Source organism: Sphingobacterium sp. LZ7M1 (assembly GCF_024296865.1).
Classification (GTDB): domain Bacteria; phylum Bacteroidota; class Bacteroidia; order Sphingobacteriales; family Sphingobacteriaceae; genus Sphingobacterium.
The window spans coordinates 1,902,842-1,928,029 of the sequence record NZ_CP101134.1 but is presented as its reverse complement, the minus strand read 5'-3'; the positions used below and the strand labels follow the sequence as shown (position 1 = coordinate 1,928,029).

General features: G+C 43.7%; 27 protein-coding genes. 5 read left to right on the top strand and 22 right to left on the bottom strand.

The window, feature by feature from the left end:
* Positions 1-10: 10 nt before the first annotated feature.
* From NMK93_RS08195 to NMK93_RS08115, 17 genes are all read right to left on the bottom strand, one after another.
* Positions 11-862 carry a nucleotidyl transferase AbiEii/AbiGii toxin family protein gene (locus NMK93_RS08195; RefSeq protein ID WP_254529400.1) on the bottom strand — a complete coding sequence of 284 codons (852 nt, stop codon included), beginning with the start codon at positions 860-862 and terminating at the stop codon, positions 11-13.
* A gap of 5 nt (positions 863-867) precedes the next feature.
* Positions 868-1,506, bottom strand: a complete 639-nt coding sequence (locus NMK93_RS08190; protein ID WP_254529398.1) for a hypothetical protein — start codon at positions 1,504-1,506, stop codon at positions 868-870.
* A gap of 57 nt (positions 1,507-1,563) precedes the next feature.
* Positions 1,564-1,752: a hypothetical protein gene (locus NMK93_RS08185; RefSeq protein ID WP_254529395.1), complete on the bottom strand. Its 189-nt coding sequence runs from the start codon at positions 1,750-1,752 to the stop codon at positions 1,564-1,566.
* 74 nt (positions 1,753-1,826) lie between these two features.
* Complete coding sequence (locus tag NMK93_RS08180; protein WP_254529392.1) at positions 1,827-2,135, bottom strand: hypothetical protein; 309 nt, start codon at positions 2,133-2,135, stop codon at positions 1,827-1,829.
* 4 nt (positions 2,136-2,139) lie between these two features.
* Positions 2,140-2,373: a hypothetical protein gene (locus tag NMK93_RS08175; RefSeq protein ID WP_254529390.1), complete on the bottom strand. Its 234-nt coding sequence runs from the start codon at positions 2,371-2,373 to the stop codon at positions 2,140-2,142.
* Between the two features lie 26 nt (positions 2,374-2,399).
* Positions 2,400-2,927, bottom strand: a complete 528-nt coding sequence (locus NMK93_RS08170) for a hypothetical protein (protein ID WP_254529387.1) — start codon at positions 2,925-2,927, stop codon at positions 2,400-2,402.
* 11 nt (positions 2,928-2,938) lie between these two features.
* The gene (gene traN, locus NMK93_RS08165) at positions 2,939-3,745 is read right to left on the bottom strand and encodes a conjugative transposon protein TraN (RefSeq protein WP_254529384.1); all 807 of its coding nucleotides are present in this window, start codon (positions 3,743-3,745) and stop codon (positions 2,939-2,941) included.
* 35 nt (positions 3,746-3,780) lie between these two features.
* A complete protein-coding gene (gene traM / locus NMK93_RS08160) occupies positions 3,781-5,013 on the bottom strand; it encodes a conjugative transposon protein TraM (RefSeq protein WP_254529381.1) in 1,233 nt (410 codons plus the stop codon).
* A gap of 382 nt (positions 5,014-5,395) precedes the next feature.
* Positions 5,396-6,019 carry a conjugative transposon protein TraK gene (gene traK / locus NMK93_RS08155; RefSeq protein ID WP_254529379.1) on the bottom strand — a complete coding sequence of 208 codons (624 nt, stop codon included), beginning with the start codon at positions 6,017-6,019 and terminating at the stop codon, positions 5,396-5,398.
* A gap of 68 nt (positions 6,020-6,087) precedes the next feature.
* A complete protein-coding gene (gene traJ, locus NMK93_RS08150) occupies positions 6,088-7,290 on the bottom strand; it encodes a conjugative transposon protein TraJ (protein WP_254529377.1) in 1,203 nt (400 codons plus the stop codon).
* 8 nt (positions 7,291-7,298) lie between these two features.
* Positions 7,299-7,934 carry a TerB family tellurite resistance protein gene (locus NMK93_RS08145; RefSeq protein ID WP_254529374.1) on the bottom strand — a complete coding sequence of 212 codons (636 nt, stop codon included), beginning with the start codon at positions 7,932-7,934 and terminating at the stop codon, positions 7,299-7,301.
* An 8-nt stretch (positions 7,935-7,942) separates the two neighbouring features.
* Positions 7,943-8,578 carry a hypothetical protein gene (locus NMK93_RS08140; protein ID WP_254529371.1) on the bottom strand — a complete coding sequence of 212 codons (636 nt, stop codon included), beginning with the start codon at positions 8,576-8,578 and terminating at the stop codon, positions 7,943-7,945.
* Entirely contained in the window at positions 8,575-9,276 is a 702-nt protein-coding gene (locus NMK93_RS08135; RefSeq protein WP_254529369.1) for a conjugal transfer protein TraI, read from the bottom strand. Before NMK93_RS08135 ends, NMK93_RS08140 begins: the two co-directional genes overlap by 4 nt.
* A gap of 45 nt (positions 9,277-9,321) precedes the next feature.
* Positions 9,322-11,790 carry a TraG family conjugative transposon ATPase gene (locus NMK93_RS08130; RefSeq protein WP_254529367.1) on the bottom strand — a complete coding sequence of 823 codons (2,469 nt, stop codon included), beginning with the start codon at positions 11,788-11,790 and terminating at the stop codon, positions 9,322-9,324.
* 44 nt (positions 11,791-11,834) lie between these two features.
* Entirely contained in the window at positions 11,835-12,164 is a 330-nt protein-coding gene (locus tag NMK93_RS08125) for a DUF4133 domain-containing protein (protein WP_254529365.1), read from the bottom strand.
* A gap of 4 nt (positions 12,165-12,168) precedes the next feature.
* Positions 12,169-12,501 carry a DUF4134 domain-containing protein gene (locus tag NMK93_RS08120; RefSeq protein ID WP_254529362.1) on the bottom strand — a complete coding sequence of 111 codons (333 nt, stop codon included), beginning with the start codon at positions 12,499-12,501 and terminating at the stop codon, positions 12,169-12,171.
* Between the two features lie 124 nt (positions 12,502-12,625).
* The gene (locus tag NMK93_RS08115; RefSeq protein WP_254529358.1) at positions 12,626-13,066 is read right to left on the bottom strand and encodes a hypothetical protein; all 441 of its coding nucleotides are present in this window, start codon (positions 13,064-13,066) and stop codon (positions 12,626-12,628) included.
* 349 nt (positions 13,067-13,415) lie between these two features.
* Here NMK93_RS08115 and NMK93_RS08110 point away from each other — a divergent pair, with 349 nt between their 5' ends.
* Complete coding sequence (locus tag NMK93_RS08110; protein ID WP_254529355.1) at positions 13,416-13,886, top strand: RadC family protein; 471 nt, start codon at positions 13,416-13,418, stop codon at positions 13,884-13,886.
* Positions 13,887-14,230: 344 nt separating this feature from the next.
* Here NMK93_RS08110 and NMK93_RS08105 read toward each other — a convergent pair whose 3' ends face one another.
* Positions 14,231-15,352, bottom strand: a complete 1,122-nt coding sequence (locus tag NMK93_RS08105; RefSeq protein WP_254529353.1) for a hypothetical protein — start codon at positions 15,350-15,352, stop codon at positions 14,231-14,233.
* A gap of 51 nt (positions 15,353-15,403) precedes the next feature.
* On the bottom strand, positions 15,404-16,402 hold the full coding sequence (locus NMK93_RS08100) for a helix-turn-helix transcriptional regulator (RefSeq protein WP_254529351.1): 999 nt from the start codon (positions 16,400-16,402) through the stop codon (positions 15,404-15,406).
* A gap of 188 nt (positions 16,403-16,590) precedes the next feature.
* Here NMK93_RS08100 and NMK93_RS08095 point away from each other — a divergent pair, with 188 nt between their 5' ends.
* The 4 genes from NMK93_RS08095 to NMK93_RS08080 all read left to right on the top strand — a co-directional run bounded on the left by NMK93_RS08095 (position 16,591) and on the right by NMK93_RS08080 (position 19,898).
* Positions 16,591-17,532, top strand: coding sequence for an AvrD family protein (locus tag NMK93_RS08095; protein ID WP_254529349.1), 942 nt, complete (start codon positions 16,591-16,593; stop codon positions 17,530-17,532).
* On the top strand, positions 17,498-18,241 hold the full coding sequence (locus NMK93_RS08090) for an ATP-binding protein (RefSeq protein WP_254534397.1): 744 nt from the start codon (positions 17,498-17,500) through the stop codon (positions 18,239-18,241). Before NMK93_RS08095 ends, NMK93_RS08090 begins: the two co-directional genes overlap by 35 nt.
* A gap of 52 nt (positions 18,242-18,293) precedes the next feature.
* Positions 18,294-19,298 (top strand): helix-turn-helix transcriptional regulator, encoded by a 1,005-nt coding sequence (locus tag NMK93_RS08085; protein WP_254529347.1) that lies wholly within the window; start codon positions 18,294-18,296, stop codon positions 19,296-19,298.
* 267 nt (positions 19,299-19,565) lie between these two features.
* Positions 19,566-19,898, top strand: coding sequence for a hypothetical protein (locus NMK93_RS08080; RefSeq protein ID WP_254529346.1), 333 nt, complete (start codon positions 19,566-19,568; stop codon positions 19,896-19,898).
* A gap of 57 nt (positions 19,899-19,955) precedes the next feature.
* On the opposite strand, the gene NMK93_RS08075 is transcribed toward NMK93_RS08080, so the two are convergent.
* The 3 genes from NMK93_RS08075 to NMK93_RS08065 are packed head-to-tail and all read right to left on the bottom strand — an operon-like array spanning position 19,956 to position 25,179.
* Positions 19,956-21,332: a RagB/SusD family nutrient uptake outer membrane protein gene (locus NMK93_RS08075; protein WP_254529344.1), complete on the bottom strand. Its 1,377-nt coding sequence runs from the start codon at positions 21,330-21,332 to the stop codon at positions 19,956-19,958.
* Entirely contained in the window at positions 21,329-24,517 is a 3,189-nt protein-coding gene (locus NMK93_RS08070) for a SusC/RagA family TonB-linked outer membrane protein (RefSeq protein ID WP_254529343.1), read from the bottom strand. The genes NMK93_RS08075 and NMK93_RS08070 overlap by 4 nt, the downstream gene beginning before the upstream one ends.
* Complete coding sequence (locus NMK93_RS08065) at positions 24,514-25,179, bottom strand: TlpA disulfide reductase family protein (RefSeq protein WP_254529341.1); 666 nt, start codon at positions 25,177-25,179, stop codon at positions 24,514-24,516. Before NMK93_RS08065 ends, NMK93_RS08070 begins: the two co-directional genes overlap by 4 nt.
* Between the last annotated feature and the right edge of the window lie 9 nt (positions 25,180-25,188).

Sequence of the window (25,188 nt, the reverse complement as noted above, 5' to 3'; positions counted from 1 at the left end):
AGGATGGAGATCATTCAAACTTAAGTTGTTCGATGAGTTCCAAGAAATATTTTTTTGACCAGATATCAAGTTTTTTGTTATCTGGAATAAATTTGACAATATCCTCCTTCACTGCCTCCATGGATACAGAGTCGATACGTTTCTTCAAAAGATCCAATAATTCTTCTTTCTCGATGGTTGAATTCGTCCAGTTTCCTGTATCTTGCGCTCTGGCTAGGAAATGATCCAGATTCAATGGAACTCCTTTTCTGATGTACCACTCTAGGTCATACCAATCCCTACCCTTCACCCTATTTTTCCATTTACGAAATAGTAAGGCATGCATTTTTCCTGCAAATAGATTGGATTTGGTAAAGCATTTTACATAAAAAGAGAAAGGTTTTATCAGAAGCTTCTCCTCGGTTTCAAAACGCAATGGTGGTTGTCTATCCACCTCCAATTTGATCTTGAGACCAACCATTGCACCCAAGCCCGCCTCTAGCACCATTCCTTCTAGGATCAGTTCTCTCCAGACTGTTTCCGGTTTTAAGAAGGCAGAATCGATCGAAGTTCCTTTAGTCTTTTTCTTTTCTTTGATACTTACTTGCAACCCAACATTAGCAAACTCCTCCACCAGTCCTTTAAAATAAGGTTCCAACGAAAACTCAGGATCACTCGATAGCAATGAAAAATCCAAGTCTTCTGAAAAACGATCCAGTCCGTAGAATATACGGAGGGCAGTACCTCCATAAAATGCCGCCTTCTCAAAAAATCCAGATCGTTGAAGACCAGCCAAGGCTACTTCTTGCATAATCTCACGAAGGGCAGAGAATGCCTGTTCTTGATTCTTTGGTCCATAGGATGCCAGCCATTCTTTTATCATAATAATCAATTGTTTTTAATGACCCTAATTAACCATTCAAGGCTTTTCTTTTTAGGTGAGAACTTCAACCATTCCTCCATCATTTGCACATCCAACATGGACAGTTGATCACCATCCATTCGTAGATCTTCAAATAAAAATGATTCAGTTTGTAATTTACTTCTCAATAAAATGCCCGAAGTGAGGATGATCCGGTCAAAGAGTGCTTTTTCGGGGCTCGCCATCAGTACGCTCTGCCTCTCAGTTACCTTGACGCTTTTAATTCCCAAAGAGTAGTAGCTTTCTTCAACATGGTAATACCGAAAACGGCCGATAGGCGTTTGATAATACTTGGCCAATTTAGTGGTACAGGATAACACTTCAAAAACCTTTTCTGGAATCATCCCCCAAAATGAAAGTGCAGAATCCAAAGATACATAACTTGGCCCCCAAAGATGGTTGGCAATTAATTTATGACTAGGTGGACCCATACGCAAATTCGGTCCCGGAATATAAAGGCCATTCTTTAATGGAATCAATTTCCCCTGTTTGATCATTTCGCTGATCTTGTCATTGGGACGTTGATAGTCATTCAGCAAACTCAGGAGAATTTGGCGTGTAAGCACCTGCTCACGGTAATTCAATAAGGCATCTTCGACTTTCATGTTAAATATTTACATAAAAATCGGAATTAATCCGGTTTAAGCAAAATTATTTAACATTTATTTTCTTCGAGAGGGTCTTTTATATCCCCAAATTCCAAAATCAGTTTCTAGGTACCTTCTCCGCACGTTCTGAAGGATGATTTCTGTCAATAGTTTAATGGTCTTTTGACGTTCTATTTCCAAAGGCTTTTTTGACTGATCGCTCTTCTCCATGTTCATTGGTGTTCCTTTTCCTTGTTCATTCATCAACTATCTCCTCATAAAAAATGCTGCCTTTTCATAATCGACAAGGCAGCACCATTTTCTAATTTCCCATTATTTCAAAATCCTGTCTCTATTCTATATAGGCTTATACGACTCGGTTTATTTCGGTTGTACGAGGGTTCATAATGCAAGTAACCAAAATCATTCAAGTCGGATAAACACCCATAATAGGTACTAGATGCCCGGATCTTAGCCATAGGCATGATCTGCCGACAATAGGCCTGAATGTAGGCTGGCCGATCACATTCCATCCAATATATCCAAATGGCAGTATATATCGCAATATGGGTCGAACCGATGCGACCGTCGTTCGCAATTCCTTTCATAAACTTGCTGATCAGCTCCAATCCATTTGCAGAATGCATGATATTATCCTAAGGATTGTTTTACTTTCCGCTTGGAAGGCTTTTCGGCGGATTCTCCATCAGCTGCTATTCCCTTTTTCACCTTCGCAGACTTTTTTTCTTCTTGTGCTTGTTCCTTTCGTTGATGTTGAGGTATGGATTGGCTAATTTTCTTATTATTGGTATCATAGATATTGATGGTTTTGTATTGCGGATTTGCCTCCACAAAGATATTGATTGTCTCTTCACCTCGCAGCATGTTCGCAGATTGTAGGTTTCCCTTTTTCAGTGAATCAAGAAATTCATCTCGGTATTGCTGTTCTTGAAAGATTCAATACCGATCCCTTCCAATTCTTTGGATAGATCAAATCCGTAGTTGTCGTGATATTGATTCATTTTGTAATTCCCAAACGAGTCTGTCTGCCTAAAATCCAATTGCAGCCAAGCTTTATAGTCCTCCCCGTTTTGGTTGGTTAACTCTTTATAGACCGAACGGCCACTGAGCAGGTTATAGGCTTCCTTCATCGTGATGTTCTTTCCCTTATGGATATAGAATTGCTGGCTAAGCTCTTGGCTAGCACCCTGCTTCTGAAGTTCCATTTTGTACGAATTGAAAAAATAGAAATCCGTTTCCTTGGATTTGCTGAAATTGAGACTTGCCTGCAGGTAATCCTCTTGGTATTGGGCATGAAAGTCTAATGTGAAAGCTGGCTTTCCTTGAGTCAGCGCTTCACGTAATTCATTTTCTAATCCTTCTCCGAAACCGGTGAACTTGACCTGTTCACGTAGGTATTCAAAATTTTTGCTGTTCATGATTGGTATATTTAATCGTTTATCCATTTCGCCTTCATCAGGTCTTTGTTTTTCAGCCGTATTTCAAAATTTCTTCCGCCATCTTTCTCCTTGATTTCTATCAGCAGGTGTTTTTGATCGGCCAGCGTAAATTTGGGGAGCACATAGACGATTTTTTGTTTTGCAGAACCTGCCACCGATACGTTGCTTTTAGGTGTAGGGATCGGGCTGATTTCAAGTTCTTGGGATGCTGTCCTTTTGACCTGTTTATTATCCCGGACAAAGAACCTCAGGTTTTCCATGTCATAATCGATAGCCGATTTATTGCTGATCTGGAATACGAAATAAAACAGGTTATCTTGCACGAATAATCCCTGAAGCGCACATTCCATACCGAATGCTTTGCTACTTTTAATCAGCTTATCGGTAGGTAGCTGTTTTAATAATCTGATATTTGATTCCAAGCACTCCTCATTGGCATCTGGCCCCGGAATCTGTCTGCTACTGATTTTAGGAACAACATACTCGAGCTCCTTTGGTGATTTTGCATAGCTTAATATAAAGCTGTGCAGACGTCCATCTCCGGTAATAACCGAGAGGTTTGTGGTGTCAAAATCGGCTATGGAAGATTTTACCTGCAGGATGTGTGCGACACCTTGGGCTTTCTGCACCAAAATATCCGGACTTCCGCGATCAACACCGACAATGGAAAAAGGAAAGACAATATTGGTGGTTTTGTTATGGCTTATGGCGAGTTTCGTCGGCTTCCTCTGCTGAGCCGCGGCATTCCAAGGATACCAGATCCCAAGGATTGCCAAGTACATAATGATGTTTTTCATGATCTATCTATTGATTAAATGTTGTTGACTCTTTATTATTTCTGCTTAAGCAAGACCCGGTATCCGTCCTTAATGGTCACCTTGATTAGCTTCGCTTTTCTGGCAAGCAGATCCTTTGCCGCATCGATTCCCACATCGATCGCCTTTCCACTCAGCGATTCATTCAATTCACTGAATCGCATGGCTTGTATGCCTTGATCTAAAGCGTTCTTGGCACCTTCCCGGGCGATGGATCCCGGAATATAGATGCCCGCAATCCCGTCCAAGTCAAAGAGCGCTAGTTCCACGGGCAGTAAAGACTGATCCATACGAATTCCACTGATCCTGACCTGAAGTCGATCGCCTTGCAGGCCGACCACACCGAATAGCATGCTGCCTTTCTTTAGCTTTGAACCAGCAAGTTGAACGTCCTCTCTCAAGCTTATCCTTAAGGTGGATCCATTGACAACCGTTTGTTCTCCGTAGATTTCAGCCTGAATGGCATTTTCCTTTTGCAGCTGCATTTCCCCCGGATCACCCAGTCCAAAAAATCCTTCTACTTCACCTTCAACAACGTTATCCAGCATCAAACTGCGTGGTACAAGATCCCGTTCACCAGTCACTTCATAAATAGCAGGTTGTAGTGCCAGAGCTTCTTGCTGCATTTCCTGCTGCAGGCGTTCGGGATGCTGAATCGAAATGATTTTCTCGAGCATGCTTGAAAGCTGAGCGAGTTCTGGGTCTTCCGTATTCCCCGTTTCCATCTTTTCCATCAACAGTTCAAGCCTTTGGACATCTGAAGAAATTGGAGAGGTTAAGGGTCTTGCCATGTTTTCGTATTGATTTTCCTGCAAGGGAGGTCTCTGTTGGTTCAGCTGGGCCTGCAGGGAAAGCAAGCGTTTTTCCAGCACTGCCACTTGTTGAGAACCTTCATTTGATGCCTCGAGGTTCATAAAGGCATCATCTGTTGAAGAGAATGCTCCGTCATGAATGCTGTCGACCGACTGCTGGTTCCAATTTTCGTTCAGAGGGACAGATGTTATAGGTTGGCCATCCTCAAGGAATACGCTATTTGCATATAGATCCATTTTGTCCGGTTCTTCTTTACTGGAAACTTGTGCCTGTGGAACATCCAACAAGGTTCCATTTTTTAAGCTGTCTAAGGTCTCCTTTTTATGTTGCTCAAGGTTTTCCATACTCCAAAATCCCAGAGCGGCGACAGGAAGGATCAATAGCGGGGCGGCAAAAAGCAGCTGCTGCTTGCGCCGGCTCCATCGGAATTGTTTCATTTTATTCATGCGATTTATTTTGGTGTTTATTTTTACTTAAAAAGTCGTTGGAAGTCCTTGGTAATAGCAGGGATCCATTTGTAAAGTATCGTGTTTTAGAATGATGGGCTGTATAGGAGGAGGAAAATTCAGCTGTTTGCTTTGATGCAGGTGAAATTTATGTGGCACGCGATATACTGCCCGAACCATTTCTGTTAAACGTATTAATAGATGGATGTGTACCAGCACCAGCACGCTTGAGAACGTAATAAAGCAAAACACGGGATCCAAAGGCCACGCCACTGATCTCTTTTTTAGTGCGATTGCATGCCGGTCTTTAAGAACCATATCTAACCTTTCCATCTTCCCCTCCTTCCAAGATTCTTACATTTTTAATATGGATTTATCGATTTCTTTGGGCGACTTCAATATCCTTGTTTTCCAGTGTCTTCCATTGTTCAATCAACAGCCCGTGCGGATTATGGTCCGATCGCGCGATTTCTCTTAGAGACCCCTCCGTAATGAGCGAGCGGACAACGATTTGGCTACTTCTGGTGATGGTTTGCTTGCCAAAAAAGCGAAAATGCATCTCCAGCTGACGCTCAAAAAGCTGGATACTATCAACTGCGATCTTCTGGCTGACATTTCCCGAAACCAAGTTGATATAATAACCGCTTTCCACGAGATCCGAGTAGACGCGGTGGGCACGCTGGTCCGCCAAGTACAGCGCCATTCGGATATTCTTGCGGTTAGCCTGCTCGTCGGGTACCAAATTGAAGAACAGCTGGTGAAAATTTGCGATATGACTTTTTGCCTCTGCGTTAAAATTTTCTCCGCGATTGCTGGCGTAAGCCTCCATGGCTTTTCCCTGTGCAAGGACATAGATTCGGTCCTGCATGCCGCGTACTGACCTGAAACTCTGATACAGTGCATAAAAGCTCAGTATAAGGCTCCCAGATACAGTCAATATACTGAATAGGCGTACTTGCTGAAATGCACGATCCAAGTTTCTTAATTTTCCAAACATATCTCCTCTTTTTTAATCATAACCTTAATCAAGCACCTTACTTATTTTGGATACTTCTTACCCATAGATTACTGCCCTTTCAATTTATCGTCCATAAAGGAATGCCCCTTTCTCTCATGGGGGAAATAAGGATCCGACTGGCTGCTTCCCGACAGATCTTGGGTCATTTTATTATGGGCTGAACCTAAGGCATCGATGACCATTCCCCCTGCAGCAGCGCCCCCACTGAGGACCACTTGACTGGATTTGGATATCAGGCTTCCAACTTTCTGACCCAGCACCGAACCACCTCCCGCATGCACGATATAGTTGGCTACCGAAGGCACGCTGAAATAGCCCACGATACCGATGATCAGGAAAACCAAATACGCCAAGTCCGTCCGGCTAAAGAAGGTATCTCCTTGATCGGCGAGTTGTGAGAGGTCAAGCTTGAGCATATTTTCCTGGATTTTGCCCAGAATACCACCAAAGATATTGGCAACCGGAAGCCAAAGGAAAATATTGATGTATCTGGCGATCCAAACGGTCAGGGTATGCTGAAAGCCGTCAAACACGGCAATGCCGAACACCAAGGGGCCTAAAATGGATAGCACCACCAACTGAAAGGTTCGCAGCGTATTGATGCATAGTGCTGCGGCCTCAAACAGGATCTGTAAGACCTCACTGAGCCATTCCTTGACTGAATTGCGGAAATTATAGGATGCTTTGGCCATGGCAAACTTGATATCATTGCCAATTTCATCCAGCATTCCCTCTGATGAAGGATCTTCGCCGTGGGTATATTTATACCATTTATCACGATTTCCTTCTCCGGTATCCCCTACATACATTTGCCAGGAATCGGTTTGCCTGATGGCTTCTTCCTTTTTTTCAAGCAGCACTTCAATCGCGCGGTTTGAATCTTTCACCATTGCTGAACTAGCTGAAACGACCGGATTCATCACGCCATTGATCAGCGAAATGACCGATGGAAACAGTGCAATGCAGAAGCCGATGACAAATGGTCGAAGTAAGGGATAAAAATCCACCGGTTCCGCATTGGCAATATGCCGCCAGACCCTAGAACCGATATACCACGTCGCAGCAAATCCGGCAATCCCTTGGGCTACACCGATCAGTGTGCTGCAAAGGGGCATCATCTCAGCGTATAGCTGCTCCAAGACTGCATGCATACTCTGCATTTCCTGGGCAATTCCCTGCCCCTTGGATACCAAGGGAACCATAGAAGCAAATAGAATCAAGCCCAAGTATACTAGTAAAGGTTTCATCATTCAGAATTTTAAGGTTGTTCAATTTGCTTTCGGATGGATCTTACATCATTCACTTCCTTCTTGCGCTGAAGCAGCAGCAATTTGGAATCATTGGAAAATTTTCTCAGAAAGATCGTCATCTCTTGCATTTCATCATAGATTCCATCAATCGCATGGAGCCGTTCGGAGTCATTCATGCTGAGCACTCGATCGCTTAAGACCAGCACCAGCTCCTCCAAGTTATTTAACGAGCGGTCTAACAGGCCTTGATAAATCTTTAGCAGATAGCTCAGTTCCCCGCCTTGAAAAAGTTTTTTCTTATTTAGTTGCCTGTTGAAAGTATGGCAAGTTTCGAGGATATTCAGCTGCATTTGAATGATGTCGGCAACTTTATGGTATCGTCTCACTGTTGGACTTACGCGAAGCAGTGCATCCAAAAAGGTTTTGTGAAGGTTGAAATTACCGGCACTCAGATCCTTAACATTACGGTAGCCGCCTTGAAGGATGTTATAACCCTGTTTCATTTGCTTCAATATGGTTTTGAACTGTGCCAGCTTCTCCACATTGAGCAATAGTTGAACCACCTCAGCGGATTGTGATCTCGCCGGCAGTGCCTGAACCGAGATCATCAAGAAGGCAAAAATTATCGGTTTTATCGCTTTCATTTTCTTTACTATTGTTGATGAAGCCTTTGCATATCAGAAGATTGCTTCAGCTCCTTAATCCTATTACTTTCCAAGTAATTCGTCGTTATCTCCACTTCCCGGATCATCAGGAGATGCTCTTCCAAATGCTCATGAATTTGCTGCAAACGAATCAATCTTTGCTGATCTTCTAGATCAAAGGATTCCTCAAGTAATTCCACAACCTGATCAAAACTCGTAAAGCTTTTCTTTAAGATGACTTCCAACATAGATTGCATATATTGCTTTTCTTCTTGGGAAAGTTCACTTCCTGTTAGGCGTTTGCTCAGCCGGCGATGCATAGCGACAATTTCCATCAGGATGGCCGTACTCTCAGCAATTTTTCCGAATCGACGTACAGCAGGTCGAACTAGGCCAAGGGATCTAAAAAAAGTCTTGTGGAGCTTGAATTCATCTTGCTTCCATTCGGCTACGATGCTCATTCCAGTACGAAATACACGGTAACCCTTAGTCAAAAGATCCAGGTACATTTGGTTGGCAAGAATCTGGGTCAACAGGTATTCTTGCTGGGTCTTCTTCTGCCGGATCCATTCTTTTAGTGTTTGCCCTTGAACTAGGCTTATGGTCAGCTGGATTGCACAAGCCAAGGCCATCCATTTTCTCATCGTTCTAAATTTTTATCAGGGATTCCATGGAGTTTTTTGATTCGCAGAACCTCTTTTAAGGATTTACTCCGTTGCAGGCTGAGCAAGCTATTCTGCCGGTTGAACCGTAAAAGGCTCTGGTAATTATCCTCGACTCGATCGCTTAGGACATTGATTAGTTTCATGCGTTCACCATCACTCATCTGAAAAGAATAGGAACTCACCAAACTGGTAAGCTCCTCGACATTACCTAGGCTTTCCGCTAAGATGCCGGCATACACTTTGGCCATATAGTGCAGTTCTTCTGCTGTAAAATGGTCTTTCTTTTTAAGGTCGTTCCAAGTTCGCTGATAGATTCCTACCATAGCGACTTGCTTTTGAATAATCTCCTTCACCTGATTAAATTGGAGTAGGACTGACTTTACCTTCATGAGCGATTCATAATAGGATGCAAATGTTTCCTTTTGACGGAAGCTCCAGGCAGCAATCTCGTCCAAACGAGTTTTGGAGAGTAGATTTTCTATTGTTTTTTGTGTTTGTTGAAGCCAGATTGTTTTGTTCTGCAGCCGCTGAACTTTCAAATCCATGGCCTTGACTACTTTTTTTATCGCCGCCTTGATGACTTCTGAAAGGACCAATTGTGCACTGGCCGTTGGCCGGTTTGGCACAATATGCATGAACAAAAAAAGCAACATAATTACGATAAAATGCTTTTTCATAACCCTATATATCGATTAATTAAAGTTTATATACTGATCAGTTATTTACTGGATGTTATCTTTAACCATAGCCTTTACAGCACTTTGAACATCCCCATGCTGAGCATCCATGTAATTTCGCAGGCGAAATTTTTCGCGTTCCTCGGTCGTGTAGACCAGATACTCCTCCATCGACACTTCCGTACGGTAAACTTTGCTAATGACACCTGCAAGGCTAATAAAGACTTCCTTATATTTCAGATTAGGATCATTCGCTCGGTTCAGTGAGAGCACTTGCGCCTTTTCTTTTTCGGTCAGACCAAGGAGTTCTTGGATCTGATCAAATCTGTTTTGATATTTACTTTGGTCGAGCAAAATCTTGCAATCGCTATTGTTGATGATGGCTTGCTTGACCACAGGCGAAGAGATGATGTCATCGACTTCCTGGGTAACCACGACCGCCTCACCGAAATACTTTCTGACCGTCTTGAAAAGGTATTTGATATATTCAGCAAAACCTTCCTTCATCAGGGCTTTCCACGCTTCTTCGATCAGGATCATCTTACGCACACCTTTCATTTTTCGAAGCTTGCTGATGAAAACTTCCATGATGATGATGGTAACAACGGGAAATAGAATCGGGTGGTCTTTAATGTTGTCCAGCTCAAAGACTATAAACCTTTCGTGGAGCATATCCAACTTGTCTTGGCCATTGAGAAGGTAGTCAAATTCACCTCCTGCATAGTAAGGACGCAGCACATAGAGAAAATTATCGATATCGAAATCCTGCCTCTTCACCCGATCCCTAGCCACCGTTTGACGAAAAGTGTCATGGAGGTACTCATAGAAACTGTCGAAACAGGGGAAAATTCCGTCCTTTAGGGCAAGATATTCATAGAAACCGCTGATGGCGTTGGATAAGGCAACATATTCTGAACGGCGAAAAGCTTCGTCATCTTTTTTCCATAGCGCGAGCAGCAGTGTCTTAATACTTTCTTTTTTTTCGGTATCCAGCTGGTCCCCCTGTCCTAGGTAAAAAGGATTGAACCGGATTGGATTGTCTTCGGTATAGGTAAAGTAATAGCCTCCAACCAGCTCGCAAAGTCCTTGGTAGGAATGTCCAACGTCCACCAAAACCACATGGCAGCCTTGTTCAAAATAAGTTCGGACCATGTGGTTGGTAAAGAAGGATTTTCCACTTCCTGAAGGTCCCAAAATAAATTTATTCCGATTCGTACAGATCCCCATTTCCATAGGTTCATCACTGATGTCAACATGGAGTGGCTTTCCGCTAAGTCTGTCTCCAAGTCGGATACCAATAGGACTAATCGAACTTCGATAGCCTGTTTCCAGATTCAAAAAACAGCTGGCTTGGTTGGTAAAGGTATCGAAGCATTCGTTCATAGGAAAAGAACCTGCGTTTCCAGGTATCCCTGCCCAGAAAATTTGAGCTGCTCCTACCGTTTCTTCTTTGATCCGGCAGTCCATGCTCGCTAGGGAGGATGAAAGCAGTTGCTTTGCTTTTTTAAGTTGTTGTTCCTCTTCTGACCAGATCAGGATATTAAAATGCGCTTTGACAGCTTGATGCTGCAGCGCAAAAGCTTCGTTTAAAAAAGCATTGGTCGCATCCCTAGCAATAAGGTTCTGCCGACTGTAAGCTGCAAGGGATTGTAGACGCAAACGCTTTCCTTCCATTTTTTTTAAGGTCTGCTCGGCATCTTCCAAAAAGATATACTGGTTATACAGGTGATTGCAGGGAAGCAGTTGTCCCAAATGCGAAGCAAAACCCACGCTGAACTTGCTCCTGTCTGTGCTGTATTTATCGTAGTTCATGCGGCTTGCGCACAGCGATGGAAGGGATTCCGCATCACCGAGGGTATAACAGCCTACCTCTTTTCCGCCAATTCGAATGTCATTGCTTAGATCAATGTCACGTAGCAAGAGTGGATCGTTGCCTGACGAAAGTGTACAGTACCGTTCCAGCAGTCCTGCCTGGTTCAATGTACTCTCTAGCTCGTCATGCCTCATATCTCGAATTCGGCAAAGTCCACTTTCTTGAAGGATGTTCACGAATTGCTGGCAACATTCCCGAAAACGTTCCGCATAGTCATCCTCCAAAATATTTCGTGGAACAAGATTAGGCTTGATCAGGTTCGAAAAAAGCGAATTGACAATTCGTTTAGGTTCGACACATTTGCTGAGTAGCAAAAAGCATCGATGGTCAAGAAATGGACGTTCATGGAAATGTCGGTCTGAAGATTGGCTCATAAAACTGTTAGGATCGGGTCGAAATTCTGCTCGAAAGACACTTTCTAGAAACCAATCCTGCTTATGCAGGATGCTGTGCTTTGGTAGCAGCCGCAAAGCACGCACCCAAGCTTGATGAAAACCCTCAAAATCCTGTTCGCTTGAGGTAAATATTTCAGGAAGCACCAGTTCATAGGCCAACGTCAGATCGCCCATTTTACTTACCAATGCATTTCCTTCAATTTCCAATATTGGAAACAACGCTTCCATCGACCTCTCCTTTGCCATATCTGTATCTTATATTTTAAGGACTTACTTAAGTGATTTGATTATTATCTTTTAAATCTCGCTTCCAAACGAAAGACCGATCTATTTCTGCTCCTTATAGCTATAGGTAACTGTGACTTGGTAATTTTTTTCATCAGGCCATACTGTCCATACTTCCGACTAAAGCGAAATATTTGGATAAAAAGAATGCATCCCAAGGTTATAATGATTGCCAAGCATAGCATACTTGGGACTCCCAGATAATAAAGCCCCGCAAACAGGAACAGCAACAGGAGTATTCCGATAGCCAGATACCAGATGTACTGCGCTTTGAGTCCTTTGAACTCTAGGGGTTGATTGATGCCCTTATTGATCGGGAAAACTGCACTTGCCATTTTCCTATACGTTGAAAAACGATTTGATTACCGTTGCTACCAACACTAAAAACACACAGCTTCCAAACCATGCCGCCGCGACCTTACCTGTATCAGGATCTCCATTGTTCCATTTCTGGAATACCTTGACCGCTCCTATAAGTCCTAGTATTGCCCCTACGGCATACATCAACTTGGTGCCGGAATCAAAATAGCTCCTTACCTTCTCATTGGCTTCATTGATGCCCGCCAGGCCATCTTGGGCAAAAGCAATTTCATGAACCTGCAAGCAGGCAATAAAAATCAATTTGCACAATTGCTGCTTCCACCTCCTTGGATTCCCTTCAATTTTCTTCATCACTATGTGGGTTAAGTTTTACTTTTTTTGGTAAGCGGAATGTCCCGGTCAACAGGCAACCATTCTCCCTATTCTCCAATTGCCCCAACGCTGCTGGTGCTGTGAGGGGACATCCGCTATATTTTTATGCGATCGATTTCCAGATCCGATCCATCTGTTTTTGGCTAAGCTCCCCTTGCATATCCTTGGATTCCTGAAGAATCATTTCCTCGATGGAAGGCCTTAATTCCACTTGACATAATAAGGGATATTGCATAAGCAGGCCTAAGATGTTTATATGGAGATCTTCTGCACTACCCTCGATTCGCGATTGCTTAAAGATCGTTCTGAGTTTTTGGCAGAACCGGTCCAATTCCATTTCCACCTGAAAAGCTTTGTCTTGATCCTCTTGGCTATCTTCAGCTCGTTCATTCCTAGTATTTTGAAAAGGTGTAAATTGCTGAGTTGAACCTTCGAAAAAACTCAAAAACCTCCTGCGGTAAAAAATGACCAGCAAAATCAAATAATAGAGCATGGTCGATGCCATGGCCAGCAAGATAAAGTGATTCCAGTTCAGTTCTTTCATGACGCTTTACGTATTGGTTATCATTCTAATAAACAGACACCTGTCCGTTCCTAAGATCAAAGTAAGCGGTTGATGCCTTGGCAAAAAAGAACAACTTTCTTCTTGTTCCTCTGCTGTTCCCTGTTCCCGTCCCAAATTGTTTCCAGAGCGACCATTTTATCATTTACTCCCTGGAAAGAATTCTGCCATGAAGTCCGGACTTCGGGTCGGTGGCGGAACAAAAAATTCCGGCATAAACGCTGTCCCAGCCAACTTCCCTTCCTTTATTCCGTTGCTTTTTGCCCTTGCTTCCATTCATCCGCACCAGATGCCATAATTCATTCCATTCGTAAACTTAAAATTGAAAACTATGGAAATTCAACAAAATCAACAGGAATGGCAACAGGTTGCCGAAGTACGCATATCTTACCAAAACCCACTTCGACCTTCCCAAAGACCAAAGCTCACATCTTCCAAAGAGGTTTATTCCCTACTGCTCACCTGCTGGAATGCAGAAAGGATAGAGTATGCAGAAGAATTTAAGATTCTATTGCTCAATACGGGAAATAGGGTGCTAGGAATCTATCAAGTTTCCGCAGGTGGTATTGATGCCACCCCAGTGGATGCCAAAGTGATATTTACCGCAGCCCTCAAGGCGAATGCCTCAGCTTTGATCCTGGTGCACAACCACCCCTCGGGAAACCTGGTTCCCAGTGACCCTGATATCCTGCTCACAAAGAAGATCGACCAAGCAGCACGGTTGCTGGACATCCGCGTACTTGACCATCTGATCATAACACCAGATGGTTATTATTCTTTCAAGGATTCCGGAAGGCTATAATTACAGACTTCCTCCTCCTTATTGAGGCTTATAGGATAGGGTTCCATAAGCCTTTTTTTATGGAATTTGAAAATTCACAACTTACAAGCAAACCCGCTGTGCATGGATAAATAAGGCTAGCTTTCAACTTAATGATAGTTCAGTTGAGGGGTTTATGTTGATTCCACCAGTTTGAAAGTTATGTTCTTTGATCCGCTCATTACTTCCCTTCTTCAGCAAGTTTAGGAATAGGAACCGATCTTTAGGTAGAACAGAGAACATTCAAAAGGAAAAATCGTTTGATTCGGTCCTTAAACGAGATGAAGTTAGTAAATAAGTAAGTAAGTAAGGGATAATTGCAGATTTCAATAGCTTTGGATCTTTTCGATCATCTTCTCCAGAAGGCCAACAGCAACCTGTCGGTCCCTATCTTCTGGAGAGTACGCTTTGCTGCGGACCGCTCCATAGGAAAGATTTACCTTGCGGTCGGTACTTAGGAATGGGATGATCTGCCGAAAGACCGCGTTCATGGATTTGGCTCCGACCAATCGGCTTTCATCCATAGCACGCAGGATGAGCGCAAGCTGGTCAGCAGAAAGGTTGCAGGTAATTTTCTCCATACCACTTTGCTTGGCCTTGACTCCATCCTGAAATGGAGGTCGAACCCCTTTTTTGTCTTCAGAGGACAAATACCTTTCGATAAACTGTTCCAACAACCCTATCATTCGGTTTTTTCTGACACCGTTCAACCTTGAGGTTTTCTTTAGTGTCAGAAGGTATTTCCCGAATGATTCCGTAAAGGAAATCTGCTCACTGGCGTCCGATTTTTCGATTCCCCTTTTAACCCTTTCGAGTAAACTGCTCATGTACAGCCCATCCCGATAATCCAACAGGATTAGGTTCGCATCGACCCAGGTTAACGGAGGGTGATGGAAACTCTGAGGGACATGCTGCTTAAATCTATCCATAAAGACTCTCAGTTTTTTCAATACGCCATAGCTAGGATTCTGTTCCAACCGTTCTCTGAGGACCTTTTTGAGCAAATCGATAGTATCTCCTACATTGGTTGGAAGGGGCACCTGAGCGGGGTCAAAAGACTCGTCAAGCTCCCTTTGGAATGCCTTTACCATCCGTTTGCTCAAGGGATCATTTCCGTTCAAATGCTGGGAAAACCGTTCATCGATTTCCCCTAAAAATGTCTCCAATAGATTGACACATTCGAAAGGCCTGCCTTGTAAACCATCAGGTTCAATTTCCTTTGAAAGGTTCTTCAACATATAAAGGATTGTATTCCGTACTTTCCTGAATTCCCTTTCAAATTGGTATTCCTTTTTTCGTAAGAAGTACATTCGTTGGATTGATATTGCGGTTTGGGTCAGTAGTTCTGATAGAGATGTATCCACAAGTAAACCACCATTCGCACACATTGAAGCGGAATCGTACCACCCAACCAGTGCCATCAATTTTTCCGTTAAATCCTTTCCCATAATCACCGAACTGCATGAAAAATTTTTTCCAATCGACAATCATCCCTATGCTCAGGCCTGAGGAAGGTTCATTCGACCGGCCAGGCCATCAATACAGCCATCCAAATGGTTGAAGAAATGGATCCGCTCCTTTTCCGAAAGTTTGCTCAGGCAGCTGGACTTATTCAATACACCACGGATCCAATCAATGGTTTCGGTAACGTACCTCATGTCCAAAGTAGCGATGCTATTGATGGTATAGAGCTTGACCGATACGGACTGCTGGCCATCAAATCGGCACAGCATCTGGCTTATGCCCAGGTTCACGGGCGATAGGTAGAGGTCAAAGTGCACACCCTCGTGTTTTTCCTGCCTTTTGGTCCATCTTTTTAGATTCGTTATGAGATGGCCGAGCTGCTCCAGTAGCAGGCCAATGCTATCCTGATTTCGAAAGCTACCGATGTCATAATGGTATTCCAGGAGTTCCAGGATTGGCCCGATCGTACCCCTTGACCAGATTTCCCTGGATGGGATCCTGCAGTAGGTTTCATGTAGGTTTTTAAACACCGGTTCCAGGTGCTGCTTTTTGAGTTCATAAACAAAATCCTCATAACTGACCCCAAGGTTCAGCACGGCTTGGTTCCAGGAGTAGAGCTTAAAATAGGTTAGCTCGGCAAATTCCATAAAATGGAAGATTGGGACGTCGTCGGCACAGAAGATAATCTCCTTTTGCTCGCAAGAAACCATGTGCTGAAGTTGGAGAAGCAGCTGGTGGATATATTGGCTATAGTTATAGCTATCCTGATGGTTGAGGCTCGTGTGCTTAAATACTACATTGTGCCGGTCACTAAGCAGATAACTGTCCAGCGAAATGCCATAATGGCAGCAGAGCTTCCCTAGTTCACTGGCAGTGAGCTGCACATCACCACGCTCCCTGCGGTAAACCGCATCCCTGCCCAGGTGCAGCAGTTCGGAAATTTCCTTCGACCAGGAGGCCGGATTGGAAATCCTTGACCGAATTTCCTCAAATAACAATTTTTGAATATCCATAACTGGAAAATTTAGGTTCAAAAACTAGACGAATTCGCAAAATATAAATTAATAATTAATATCACAATCTTTTTGCTGCATTGGTTAACAATTATATGAATCAGTTAAATAGTTGCAGAAACAGCGGATGTCACAGGACTTCTTACGGCATTCGCCAAAATTATCATTGTTACCTGCCCTACTTTTAGCTAAAAGCAATACAGCTAACCATGAAACAACCAATTGATAGCTTAGACAGCATATTGGGTCCTTCCCAGACCCGTTATTTTTCCTTTGGATTCAGCAGGTTCCAAGTTCAGGTTTCCAATTTCAGCCTGGGTGGACAAAAACAGATCCGAGGATCATTTTCCGTTCATTATGATGGTCCGCAAAGGCCAAACCAACAGGCACTACACTTGGGAAGTATGGAATATGTTGCCATGGGATTATTTTTGGCAGAGGGCATACTCATCAAGCAGAAACGGCTGACCAGGCATGAAATTAACCGTTCCATCCTGCGGAACCTTACGCTCCAAATAAAAAAATCAATGGACATCACAAGCGGGATGACCGTTCCGTTTGAAATATCCATTGCTGAATCCCATCAGGATCTCAATTCGATTAACATTGGCTTGACAAGCCTGGAAGTAAAGATCCAGAATGCCCAGATGCGTATCGTTATCGACCATCCCGGCCCAACCCAGATCGATTTTCGGGATTTTGATCTCTGGCCTTTTGGAGAAGGTTCCCTCCACCGAGACCTCTACAGGCAGCGCAACCTCGAATTGGACCAAATCCACATGGACCTACAGACTGAATCCATTTCTGCCCAATTATCAGGACCGTTACCATATCCTTCGGATGTTTGGGGATTCAGTGCCTATGACAATCCCCTTAGCCCTTTGGACAGCGTTCGGATATCGGGACAGCTGATGCAGGTGCTGCTGTATTCCCTTCTGTCTAAAGATCGGATGGATTGTCCCAATATTTGGCTACGGAGCATGGAAATCGACTTTAAGCGACCCTACCGATCCGATTGTTACCGCGTTGATCTGCAGTTCGCCCACCGCCAGCAGACCATGCTGCGCGGGAAAGCTTGGCAGACCGTTTCGCTCATGAGCCAGATGGGCAACATGGATGCAAAATTTAAGATTTGCCATGAGATGCCCTGAACATAAGCCCCGGATCGTGATCAGCGGAACCTACTGCACGGGAAAGACCAGCCTCTCGCTCGCCCTTTCCCTGGCTACCGGGATTCCAACGACCCATGCCCCAACCATGCGTGAGATCCTGCCCGGGTTATTTCCGGGCACCTCGCTCAAGGACTGTTCCTATGCACAGTTGCTTCGTTTGGGGATGGAACGCTTTGAGCGGCGCGTGCATGCCGAAGCCAGTTTGTCCACAGGCTTCATCAGCGACGGCTGTCCACTTCAGGAATGGCTCTATGGCAGCACCAGGCTGATCACCGGTGCTTACCCCGAGGAGAATAGTTGGACCATGCTGTGGAAGAAAATCAAGAATTATCGCCAACATCAAGATTTTGAGCTGTTGCTGGCCGGTTTTGAAAAGATGGCCAAGACCTATGCAAAGAAGAGGTATGACATCTTCTTTCATCTGCCAGTCGAATTTCCGTTTGTGGAGGATGGACATCGCCCTACATCGGAGCGTTTCCGAAAGGTTTCCGAGGAAAGGCTGTTGGCATGCTACAATGAGTTACAATTAGAAACTATTCCTTTAACTGGAGATTTGCCCGAACGCCTTGGAAAGGCTTTGGATCATTTAAATGTGCAGCCAAAAATTCCGATTTCCCAAGCAGTCTCCATTGCTAACGATATAAAATTGAAAAAATTTGATCAGGTTCAATTGGAACGTAGAGTTTAGCCGAAATTAAGATGACCACTGCATAAAGCTCTTCAAAGAGAAATTTAGTATCATGAAAAATAGCATTGCTTTTGAATTACGATTAACTGATCAAGAATCGATTGAGATCCAATCAAATCAATTTGCCCAACAATCCATTTTAACATTTCTACCAAGCCCCTATATCGTTAAAAGGAGCGATGGCCTGGAGGTAGCGACAGCAAGCTTCTCCAAAAATCTGCTCTTAGTCGAACACCACCTTCTACGTGGGTCGGCTTCCCATCAATCCATAACCATTATTGCCAAAAGGCATACCTATGTCCTCATTATCTGTTTACAGGGGCAGGTAGCCTATTCTTCAAAAAAGGATGCGGCATCCAATTTAAAACTTTTAGAGAGGGAGGCTATTTTCCTTTTTGCCAGGAAAGGAACTTATCTTGCTTTGCCCTTAAGATTTCCTGCAGAAGTTTTAACCATCAGTATACATCCCAAAATATTGCCTTTCATCTCTCCCAATCAGTTCCGCTCTACCGAATTCATGTTTCAACAGAAAAGTTTTCTTTTGACTTACCTGGATCCTGTCGGATTCAAGACATCATTTTTGAATAAATTAAAAGGTTTGATAGGATCCTATACCCAGAGGACAGAGCTAAATGTCGATTTGATAAAACACGTTTCTGAAATTCTGCTCATATATTTTAAGCAATTGGATACACAGACCAGGCCCAGCTTTTACCGATCAATTGTTGAAGGTACCAATCAAATGATCCATGAAGATTTGCAGAAAAACGAAAGACCAAACCTGAACGACTTGGCAAAGAGGAATAGGATCAGTGTTTCCAGTCTGGAACTGGGGTTCAAGGAAATTACCGGCAAAACTGTTCGTAGGCATATAAAATCAGCCCTCCTTCACAGAATTTCAGAAATTCTGGTCCAGACCGACATTCCCCTGCTAGAGCTGTCAATCCTGTTTGGGTATGCAGATACAAATACCTTGAACAGGATCTTCAAGAGGACTTTTGGAATCACGATGGGATCCTACAGAAAACAGTATGGAGAATCTTCCTTTTCTAAATAAATCATATTTGGATTATTCCACAAAAAGGTCTACCTGTCATAAGGCTTATACACATAATTTTAGGTTCCGAAACTAAAATTAGATCTATGAAATTTCCAAAATATTTCCCTAAAAAGTCCGCTACCTTCACGATAATGGCCATTCCATGGTTCCAGGAACCAGAATGGCCTTGAAGATTAAACAAATCCATTAAAGTTAAATTCATGAATCATGAAAACCCTAAATTTAAAATCCCTTCCAACTGCCTCCCTGCTGATTGTTGGCTCAATGGCAGTGTCAATGTTTCTCAACTCCTTTGCTACAGAAAAGATTCAGGACTTGGATAAACAAATACCGGCTACCTGGTATTTCCATGGAAATTCGACCGATTCCAGGCTCGATTCAACCAAATATTCCTTGAGCCCCGATCCCAACAAACCCTGCGAAGGTCAGCAACAGGAAGTATGTACCATATCCGCACCAGCTAATACAGCGGGATATCCTGATATGAGCGCAATCGCCACGGGTTCCTCCAAAGTAAAAGATCGCATCAACGATGCCTTTGCAAGTACACCCTCAACTAACGAAACAGTAACTGCTTTGAGAGAGAAGGTAGATTAAAGTAAGAAGGTGAATTAAACCTTAATCAAGGCAGGCTTAGGCCTGCCTTCTTTTATTTTATCGCTTGGTCTGCACCATCCCACTCTTTTCAATGACCTGAGGAGGGATATAATAACAATACCTTGGATCCTCAGGCAACAATATGGTTTCCATAGGTTTGTCATCCTCAACAGGAAAGCTCCTTCGAATGGTTTTAGCAAACCTTGGATCCCGGTTTAACCGTCGTAGGTCCGTCCAGCGGATACCCCGAAAAGGCAGTTCCTTCCTTCTTTCGTCCAAAACAATCCGAAGTGCTTCCAGTTCGTTGCTGGCTGTGCGTGGAACAAAAGTAATCCTGTCGTACCGATTGGCAAGCAGGCTGTTGAGCATCTCCATGCCTTCACCAACCTTTCCTGTTCGAATATGGCATTCAGCTGCAATCAACATCATTTCATCAACTGCTATGCCCGCAAAGTAGCTCGCAGCAGATCCGTTATAAAACCCCTTAAACCGAAATCTATCAGGTGTTCTGGCAACAAAAAATGCCGTCTTACGTAGATCATCATCGCTATACATACTCAATAGATCCTGTGTGATCGTCAACCTCGACGATGCCATCAAGGAACCAGATGCACTGCTTTTACCATGGTAAATGACCTCTTGATTCAAGGGCATAAAGGGATAGGCTGCAGAAAGGTCCATCGAATTGTAGTCCAACAATTTTGAATTTCGTTGCAGGGACTGGTGTGCGTTTTTAAGTGCATTCTCGTAATCACCGATTGACAACTGTACCCTGGCCAAGAGCGCATATGCCGATGATTTATTGGGCCTAGTTTTATAGTTTACCTCTTCCGGGAGCAATTGGATCGACTTGTTCAGGTCATCAATGATCTGCCCATATCCCTCTTTCACAGTTGCTCTGACCGACGGTTCATTGACATTTGAACTGAGGCGGAGTGGAATTCCGTAGGGGCTGTCCTGGTCTCCCACCAGATATGGTGGAGAATAGACCTGCAACAGTTGGAAGAACCGATAGCTACGTATAAAAAGCGCATCGCCTTCCAATCGCTTCCTCAAGGATGGTTCCCCACCTTTCACCCTTTCCAGGGATTCAAGTGCAACATTGGCATATAGAATGGTTTCATAGGGAAATAACCAGTTTTCACCTGCCCCACCGTCCTCCGAAAATGGTTCTTCGTCCCATCGGTATAACTCTTGATAATAGGCCGAACGGGTGCTGTAACTGGAGAAATCAATCTCAAAATCATCCGTCCCCGATTCGATATTTCCAAGGTAATTTCCATTTACCCTGGATTCATAGTTCAATAGGGCGTTGATATCCTCCAAGCTTTCGGGGTGACTGTAGGAGGTTTCTGGCTTCAGGGCCAAGAAATCCTTACAGGATACCATGGTTATACAAAGCCCCAATAATGCAATTATTTTAGTTTTCATCATTTCCTAGGTTTTAGGTTCAATCCAATTGAATAGGTTCGCGGTGCCGGCATGTACAAATTCTCTGGATCCAATCCTGTGCTATTCTCCCTCCATAGCAATCCCACATTTCCCATATAGATGCTGACCGAAGCATCCAACGTCCTTCCCAATGGGATTGGAATGTTGAGGTTGATATCCTGGATTCGGATGAATCCACCTGGCTCCACATTTCTCTGGGAATACATATAAAAGAAGTCCCGATTTGAGTTCAATGGAATTTTTAAAGCCGGCACATCGGTTTTAGCTTCATCCCCCGGTTTCCGCCATCGATATTGTGCATCAGTATGGCCAGTCCATCCATTGACTAAGCTAGAATAGTTCACTGTATTTCTGGAAAAGTAATTCCCCCCCTTAAAGATGATATTGACATTCAGCGTGATTCCTCTATAGGAAAATGTATTCCGGAGGGAACCATGGAACCTCGGAATCCCCGATCCAAAATATTTCAGGTTCTGAAGGGAATCTGCGTTCAACTTGACGTAATCTTTGGAGGGTGCACCGTTCAACATGCCGACCGGGTCCCCTTCAGTGTCCAAACCAGAACTCCGCAACCCAAAAATTGGATACAGTCCCCACTCCTCGGTCGGGTAAAGGCTCAGGCCTCTCGCCGTAAGATAATCCCTGGATTCCCTATTCCCTCCAAAGTAGTCCGTCACCCTATCCTTTACCATGGAGAAATAGGCTTGTGTGTTCCATGAAAATCTCCGCTGGATGTTGAGGGTATTTATGCTCACATCGATGCCCTCGCCTTTCATATTGGCAACGTTTTTCATCATGATGTTCATGCCCAAAGTGGGCTCCAAAAGATCCTGCGCAAGGATATCAGTCGATTTTTTATTGAAATATTCCAGGCTTCCCCAAATTCTTCGATTAAAAAGGCTATAGTCCAAGCCCAGGTTCATCATGCGCACGTCCTCCCATTTCAGATCAACATAAGGAAGGCTGTACAAATATGCCTGACGCTCCGGGTTCAGGGTATAATTATTGATTTCAAGGATTACAGGCAGTGAGGTGCCCAACCCCCCAGAGTTTCCACTATGCCCCCAAGTAGACCTTAACTTCAACTGATTGATAAACGGTACATTTTCCATGAACTTTTCTCGATGGACATTCCACGCTATTCCAGATGACCATAATGGGTTCCAGCGCCAATTCGTACCGATGCCAAAGGTGTTTGAAGCATCTTTTCTCATCGAGAAATTCAAAAAATATTTTTCCTTATAGCCGTAAGCTGCATTTCCGAAGAATGATGCCATCCGGGTATTCTTCGATGATAGTTCTCCGAACCTTGGAATAGTTGTATTTCCCAAGATACCTTGAAAGGTACTGTAGGTCCTCAGGTAATCCACAAACTGATGGGTTTTCATCGATTCATCATACCCATAATACCGATAGGAATCTGACTCGCGGGGTTGATCGGAAACCTCTCCTCCGATCAGTGATGTAAATCGATGGTGCCTAAAAAAAGGCAGGTCAATATCTGCCTGGATTCTCCCACGCCTTTCGACCTGTGCTGATCTCCCTTCATCAAATATACCACCTTCGGGAATAGGTGTAAAAACCTTTCCATCGACCATCGAGGAATATGTATTCTGAAGGTTACGAACGTAATAGGAATTCCTGCCATAATGGTCCTGGTCGCTCTCAGATTGGATCGTATGTGCATATTTACCGCTCAGGGTCAAAAATGGGAACAGCTTATAACTGATACCTAAGTTCGCCCGCACTTGCATCGTTTGATGGTTTCTAGTAGACTCCCATATATTTTCCAGTGGATTATATGACCAGTCATATGGAAGCTGGTCGCTGAACTTTTCTAAATATTCATTTGAAAATTGCCTTTCCATAGGTATTGGCCTCCCCTCCCCATTGACCAAGGACGCATAAGGATATAGCGTGCTTCTTTCACCCCCGGGACTTAACGGGTAGTTCAAGCCTTCCAGGCTCATCGTCGACTGCTGCCCATTCAATGCCAACAGGTAATCAATCGATATGGCTTTCCCCGGTTTATACAATCCGGACCATATCAGTCCTTCGCGCGCATATTTATTGGTCACTGTACCCTGAAGGTCGCGATCATAGGTCAGGGAAATTCGGTTGTTAAAATCTTGGGTACCCCCTGTTGCAGACATATTGTATTTCTGCATGAAGGTATGGCGATAATAATGTTCCAATAGATCCTTTCGATAGTCCTGTCCCTCGAAAGCTTCAGTTAATTCTGCTGATTCCATTTCGGAGATCTCCCCTTTCCTTACCTTGTCCAGCAATTCAACATATGGGCTCAGCATGGTTCGAGTCACAGAGGTTTCATTCAGCGATGCATCGTAGATTCCCTGATCAAACAACTCCTTTTCGATTTCCATGAAAGCCTTTGAATCCAAGGTCGGAATATCGAGCAGACTCGGTTTTCCCATCGTGACATAATTCAGTCCACCCTCCACCCGAACCTTTCCTTCTTTCGATTTTCTGGTGGTTATTACGATCACACCGTTACCAGCCCTGGATCCCCAGATCGATGCGGCAGCAGCATCCTTAAGGACTGAGATAGATTCAATATCCTGCGGGTTGATTGCATCGATGTCTCCGGCATAAGGAAAGTTGTCCACGATCAATAAAGGAGCGGTCATCGATTCAGTCAATGAATTGATACCACGGACATGAAATTTGTTATCTCCGCTTCGTTTATCGAACATCACCCCCGGCAGAAATCCCTCCATATTCTGAAAGATATTGCTGCTAGGGCGCTGAGCAATTTCCCTGCGGCGCATCTGCTCGAAGCTTCCCGTGGACCGCTCCCTTGAAATTTTCTGGTATCCCGTTTCGATAATATGGAGCTCTTCTATACCGATGGTCCTTCGGTTCATGGTGACCCGCAGATAGCTCTGATCGTCAGCCACATCGGCAAATACCGTGTCATAATTCTGATGGGTAAAAACAAGTTTGTCCATTGCTTTTAAGTGCATCGAAAAATTTCCTTCATAATCTGTCCGGTAGCTTTTTTGATTTACCGGGCTGAAAATATTCACTGCAGGGATTGGTGATCCATCTTCTTGGACAACTTTTCCTGAAATCGATATCTGTGCAAATAGCTGATTCCCATAACTGCATAGGATTGCAATCATAAAGATTAAGTTCCTTGCTTTCATAATCCCTTACCTTTATGGAATGGCATTGCTGCATCCTTGTTCAAAAAATTCCAGAACGTAATGGTCTGCACCATGCCTCCCGGCGTAATCCAAACATAGGTAGGAAAAGCTCGAACGGCAAATAGATTAGTCAATTCCTTATCCAGGATAATGCTCCGAAAACCATTAGGGAAATATTCTTGGCGAAACTTATCTTCAAATGCGGTGATATGGCTCAAACTGTCTTTCGTTCTTAGCGGATTGACCATGATTACTTCGAGATGCTCTGGAAATTTTTCTTTAAAATAGGAAATCGCTTTTTGGTGGAAAATGCAGTTTCCACAGCTCACGGACCAAAAGTCCAATATCAACACTTTTCCTTTAAATTCTTTAAGTGTGATTACCCGTGTTTTACCATCTTCATAGATCGTATGCTTTTGATTCCAAAAGTCGGTGGGTACTTTTTGTCCTACAATTACGGTACTTGGCGGGTTCCCAGAGCCAGCAACAGCCTCTGGATTCGGAGACTGCGCCAGAACTGATTTACTAAACAACAACAATTGGAATGCCAAGACCAAGGTAATGAATGTTCTTAGTGAACATATTTGAAAATTTAAAGCAGTAGGCTCTAATCGATAGATTTTTTTGGACAGTTCTCTCCTGCCCCAATAAAAATTCTTCATTTTTTAGGA

Bases quoted from the DNA above. Each gene is read 5' to 3' on its own strand.
- NMK93_RS08130 (WP_254529367.1), bottom strand. From the start codon at position 11,790: ATGGCAAAGGAGAGGTCGATGGAAGCGTTGTTTCCAATATTGGAAATT.
- traK (WP_254529379.1), bottom strand. From the start codon at position 6,019: ATGTTTGGAAAATTAAGAAACTTGGATCGTGCATTTCAGCAAGTACGC.
- NMK93_RS08110 (WP_254529355.1), top strand. From the start codon at position 13,416: ATGGAAATTCAACAAAATCAACAGGAATGGCAACAGGTTGCCGAAGTA.
- traJ (WP_254529377.1), bottom strand. From the start codon at position 7,290: ATGATGAAACCTTTACTAGTATACTTGGGCTTGATTCTATTTGCTTCT.
- traN (WP_254529384.1), bottom strand. From the start codon at position 3,745: ATGAAAAACATCATTATGTACTTGGCAATCCTTGGGATCTGGTATCCT.
- NMK93_RS08080 (WP_254529346.1), top strand. From the start codon at position 19,566: ATGGCAGTGTCAATGTTTCTCAACTCCTTTGCTACAGAAAAGATTCAG.
- NMK93_RS08185 (WP_254529395.1), bottom strand. From the start codon at position 1,752: ATGAATGAACAAGGAAAAGGAACACCAATGAACATGGAGAAGAGCGAT.
- NMK93_RS08090 (WP_254534397.1), top strand. From the start codon at position 17,498: ATGCAAAATTTAAGATTTGCCATGAGATGCCCTGAACATAAGCCCCGG.
- NMK93_RS08105 (WP_254529353.1), bottom strand. From the start codon at position 15,352: ATGGGAAAGGATTTAACGGAAAAATTGATGGCACTGGTTGGGTGGTAC.
- NMK93_RS08115 (WP_254529358.1), bottom strand. From the start codon at position 13,066: ATGAAAGAACTGAACTGGAATCACTTTATCTTGCTGGCCATGGCATCG.
- NMK93_RS08175 (WP_254529390.1), bottom strand. From the start codon at position 2,373: ATGCTGCGAGGTGAAGAGACAATCAATATCTTTGTGGAGGCAAATCCG.
- NMK93_RS08065 (WP_254529341.1), bottom strand. From the start codon at position 25,179: ATGAAGAATTTTTATTGGGGCAGGAGAGAACTGTCCAAAAAAATCTAT.
- NMK93_RS08135 (WP_254529369.1), bottom strand. From the start codon at position 9,276: ATGAAAAAGCATTTTATCGTAATTATGTTGCTTTTTTTGTTCATGCAT.
- NMK93_RS08095 (WP_254529349.1), top strand. From the start codon at position 16,591: ATGAAACAACCAATTGATAGCTTAGACAGCATATTGGGTCCTTCCCAG.
- NMK93_RS08145 (WP_254529374.1), bottom strand. From the start codon at position 7,934: ATGAAAGCGATAAAACCGATAATTTTTGCCTTCTTGATGATCTCGGTT.
- NMK93_RS08195 (WP_254529400.1), bottom strand. From the start codon at position 862: ATGATAAAAGAATGGCTGGCATCCTATGGACCAAAGAATCAAGAACAG.
- NMK93_RS08120 (WP_254529362.1), bottom strand. From the start codon at position 12,501: ATGAAGAAAATTGAAGGGAATCCAAGGAGGTGGAAGCAGCAATTGTGC.
- NMK93_RS08190 (WP_254529398.1), bottom strand. From the start codon at position 1,506: ATGAAAGTCGAAGATGCCTTATTGAATTACCGTGAGCAGGTGCTTACA.
- NMK93_RS08070 (WP_254529343.1), bottom strand. From the start codon at position 24,517: ATGAAAGCAAGGAACTTAATCTTTATGATTGCAATCCTATGCAGTTAT.
- traM (WP_254529381.1), bottom strand. From the start codon at position 5,013: ATGAAACAATTCCGATGGAGCCGGCGCAAGCAGCAGCTGCTTTTTGCC.
- NMK93_RS08085 (WP_254529347.1), top strand. From the start codon at position 18,294: ATGAAAAATAGCATTGCTTTTGAATTACGATTAACTGATCAAGAATCG.
- NMK93_RS08180 (WP_254529392.1), bottom strand. From the start codon at position 2,135: ATGCATTCTGCAAATGGATTGGAGCTGATCAGCAAGTTTATGAAAGGA.
- NMK93_RS08075 (WP_254529344.1), bottom strand. From the start codon at position 21,332: ATGATGAAAACTAAAATAATTGCATTATTGGGGCTTTGTATAACCATG.
- NMK93_RS08140 (WP_254529371.1), bottom strand. From the start codon at position 8,578: ATGAGAAAATGGATGGCCTTGGCTTGTGCAATCCAGCTGACCATAAGC.
- NMK93_RS08125 (WP_254529365.1), bottom strand. From the start codon at position 12,164: ATGGCAAGTGCAGTTTTCCCGATCAATAAGGGCATCAATCAACCCCTA.
- NMK93_RS08170 (WP_254529387.1), bottom strand. From the start codon at position 2,927: ATGAACAGCAAAAATTTTGAATACCTACGTGAACAGGTCAAGTTCACC.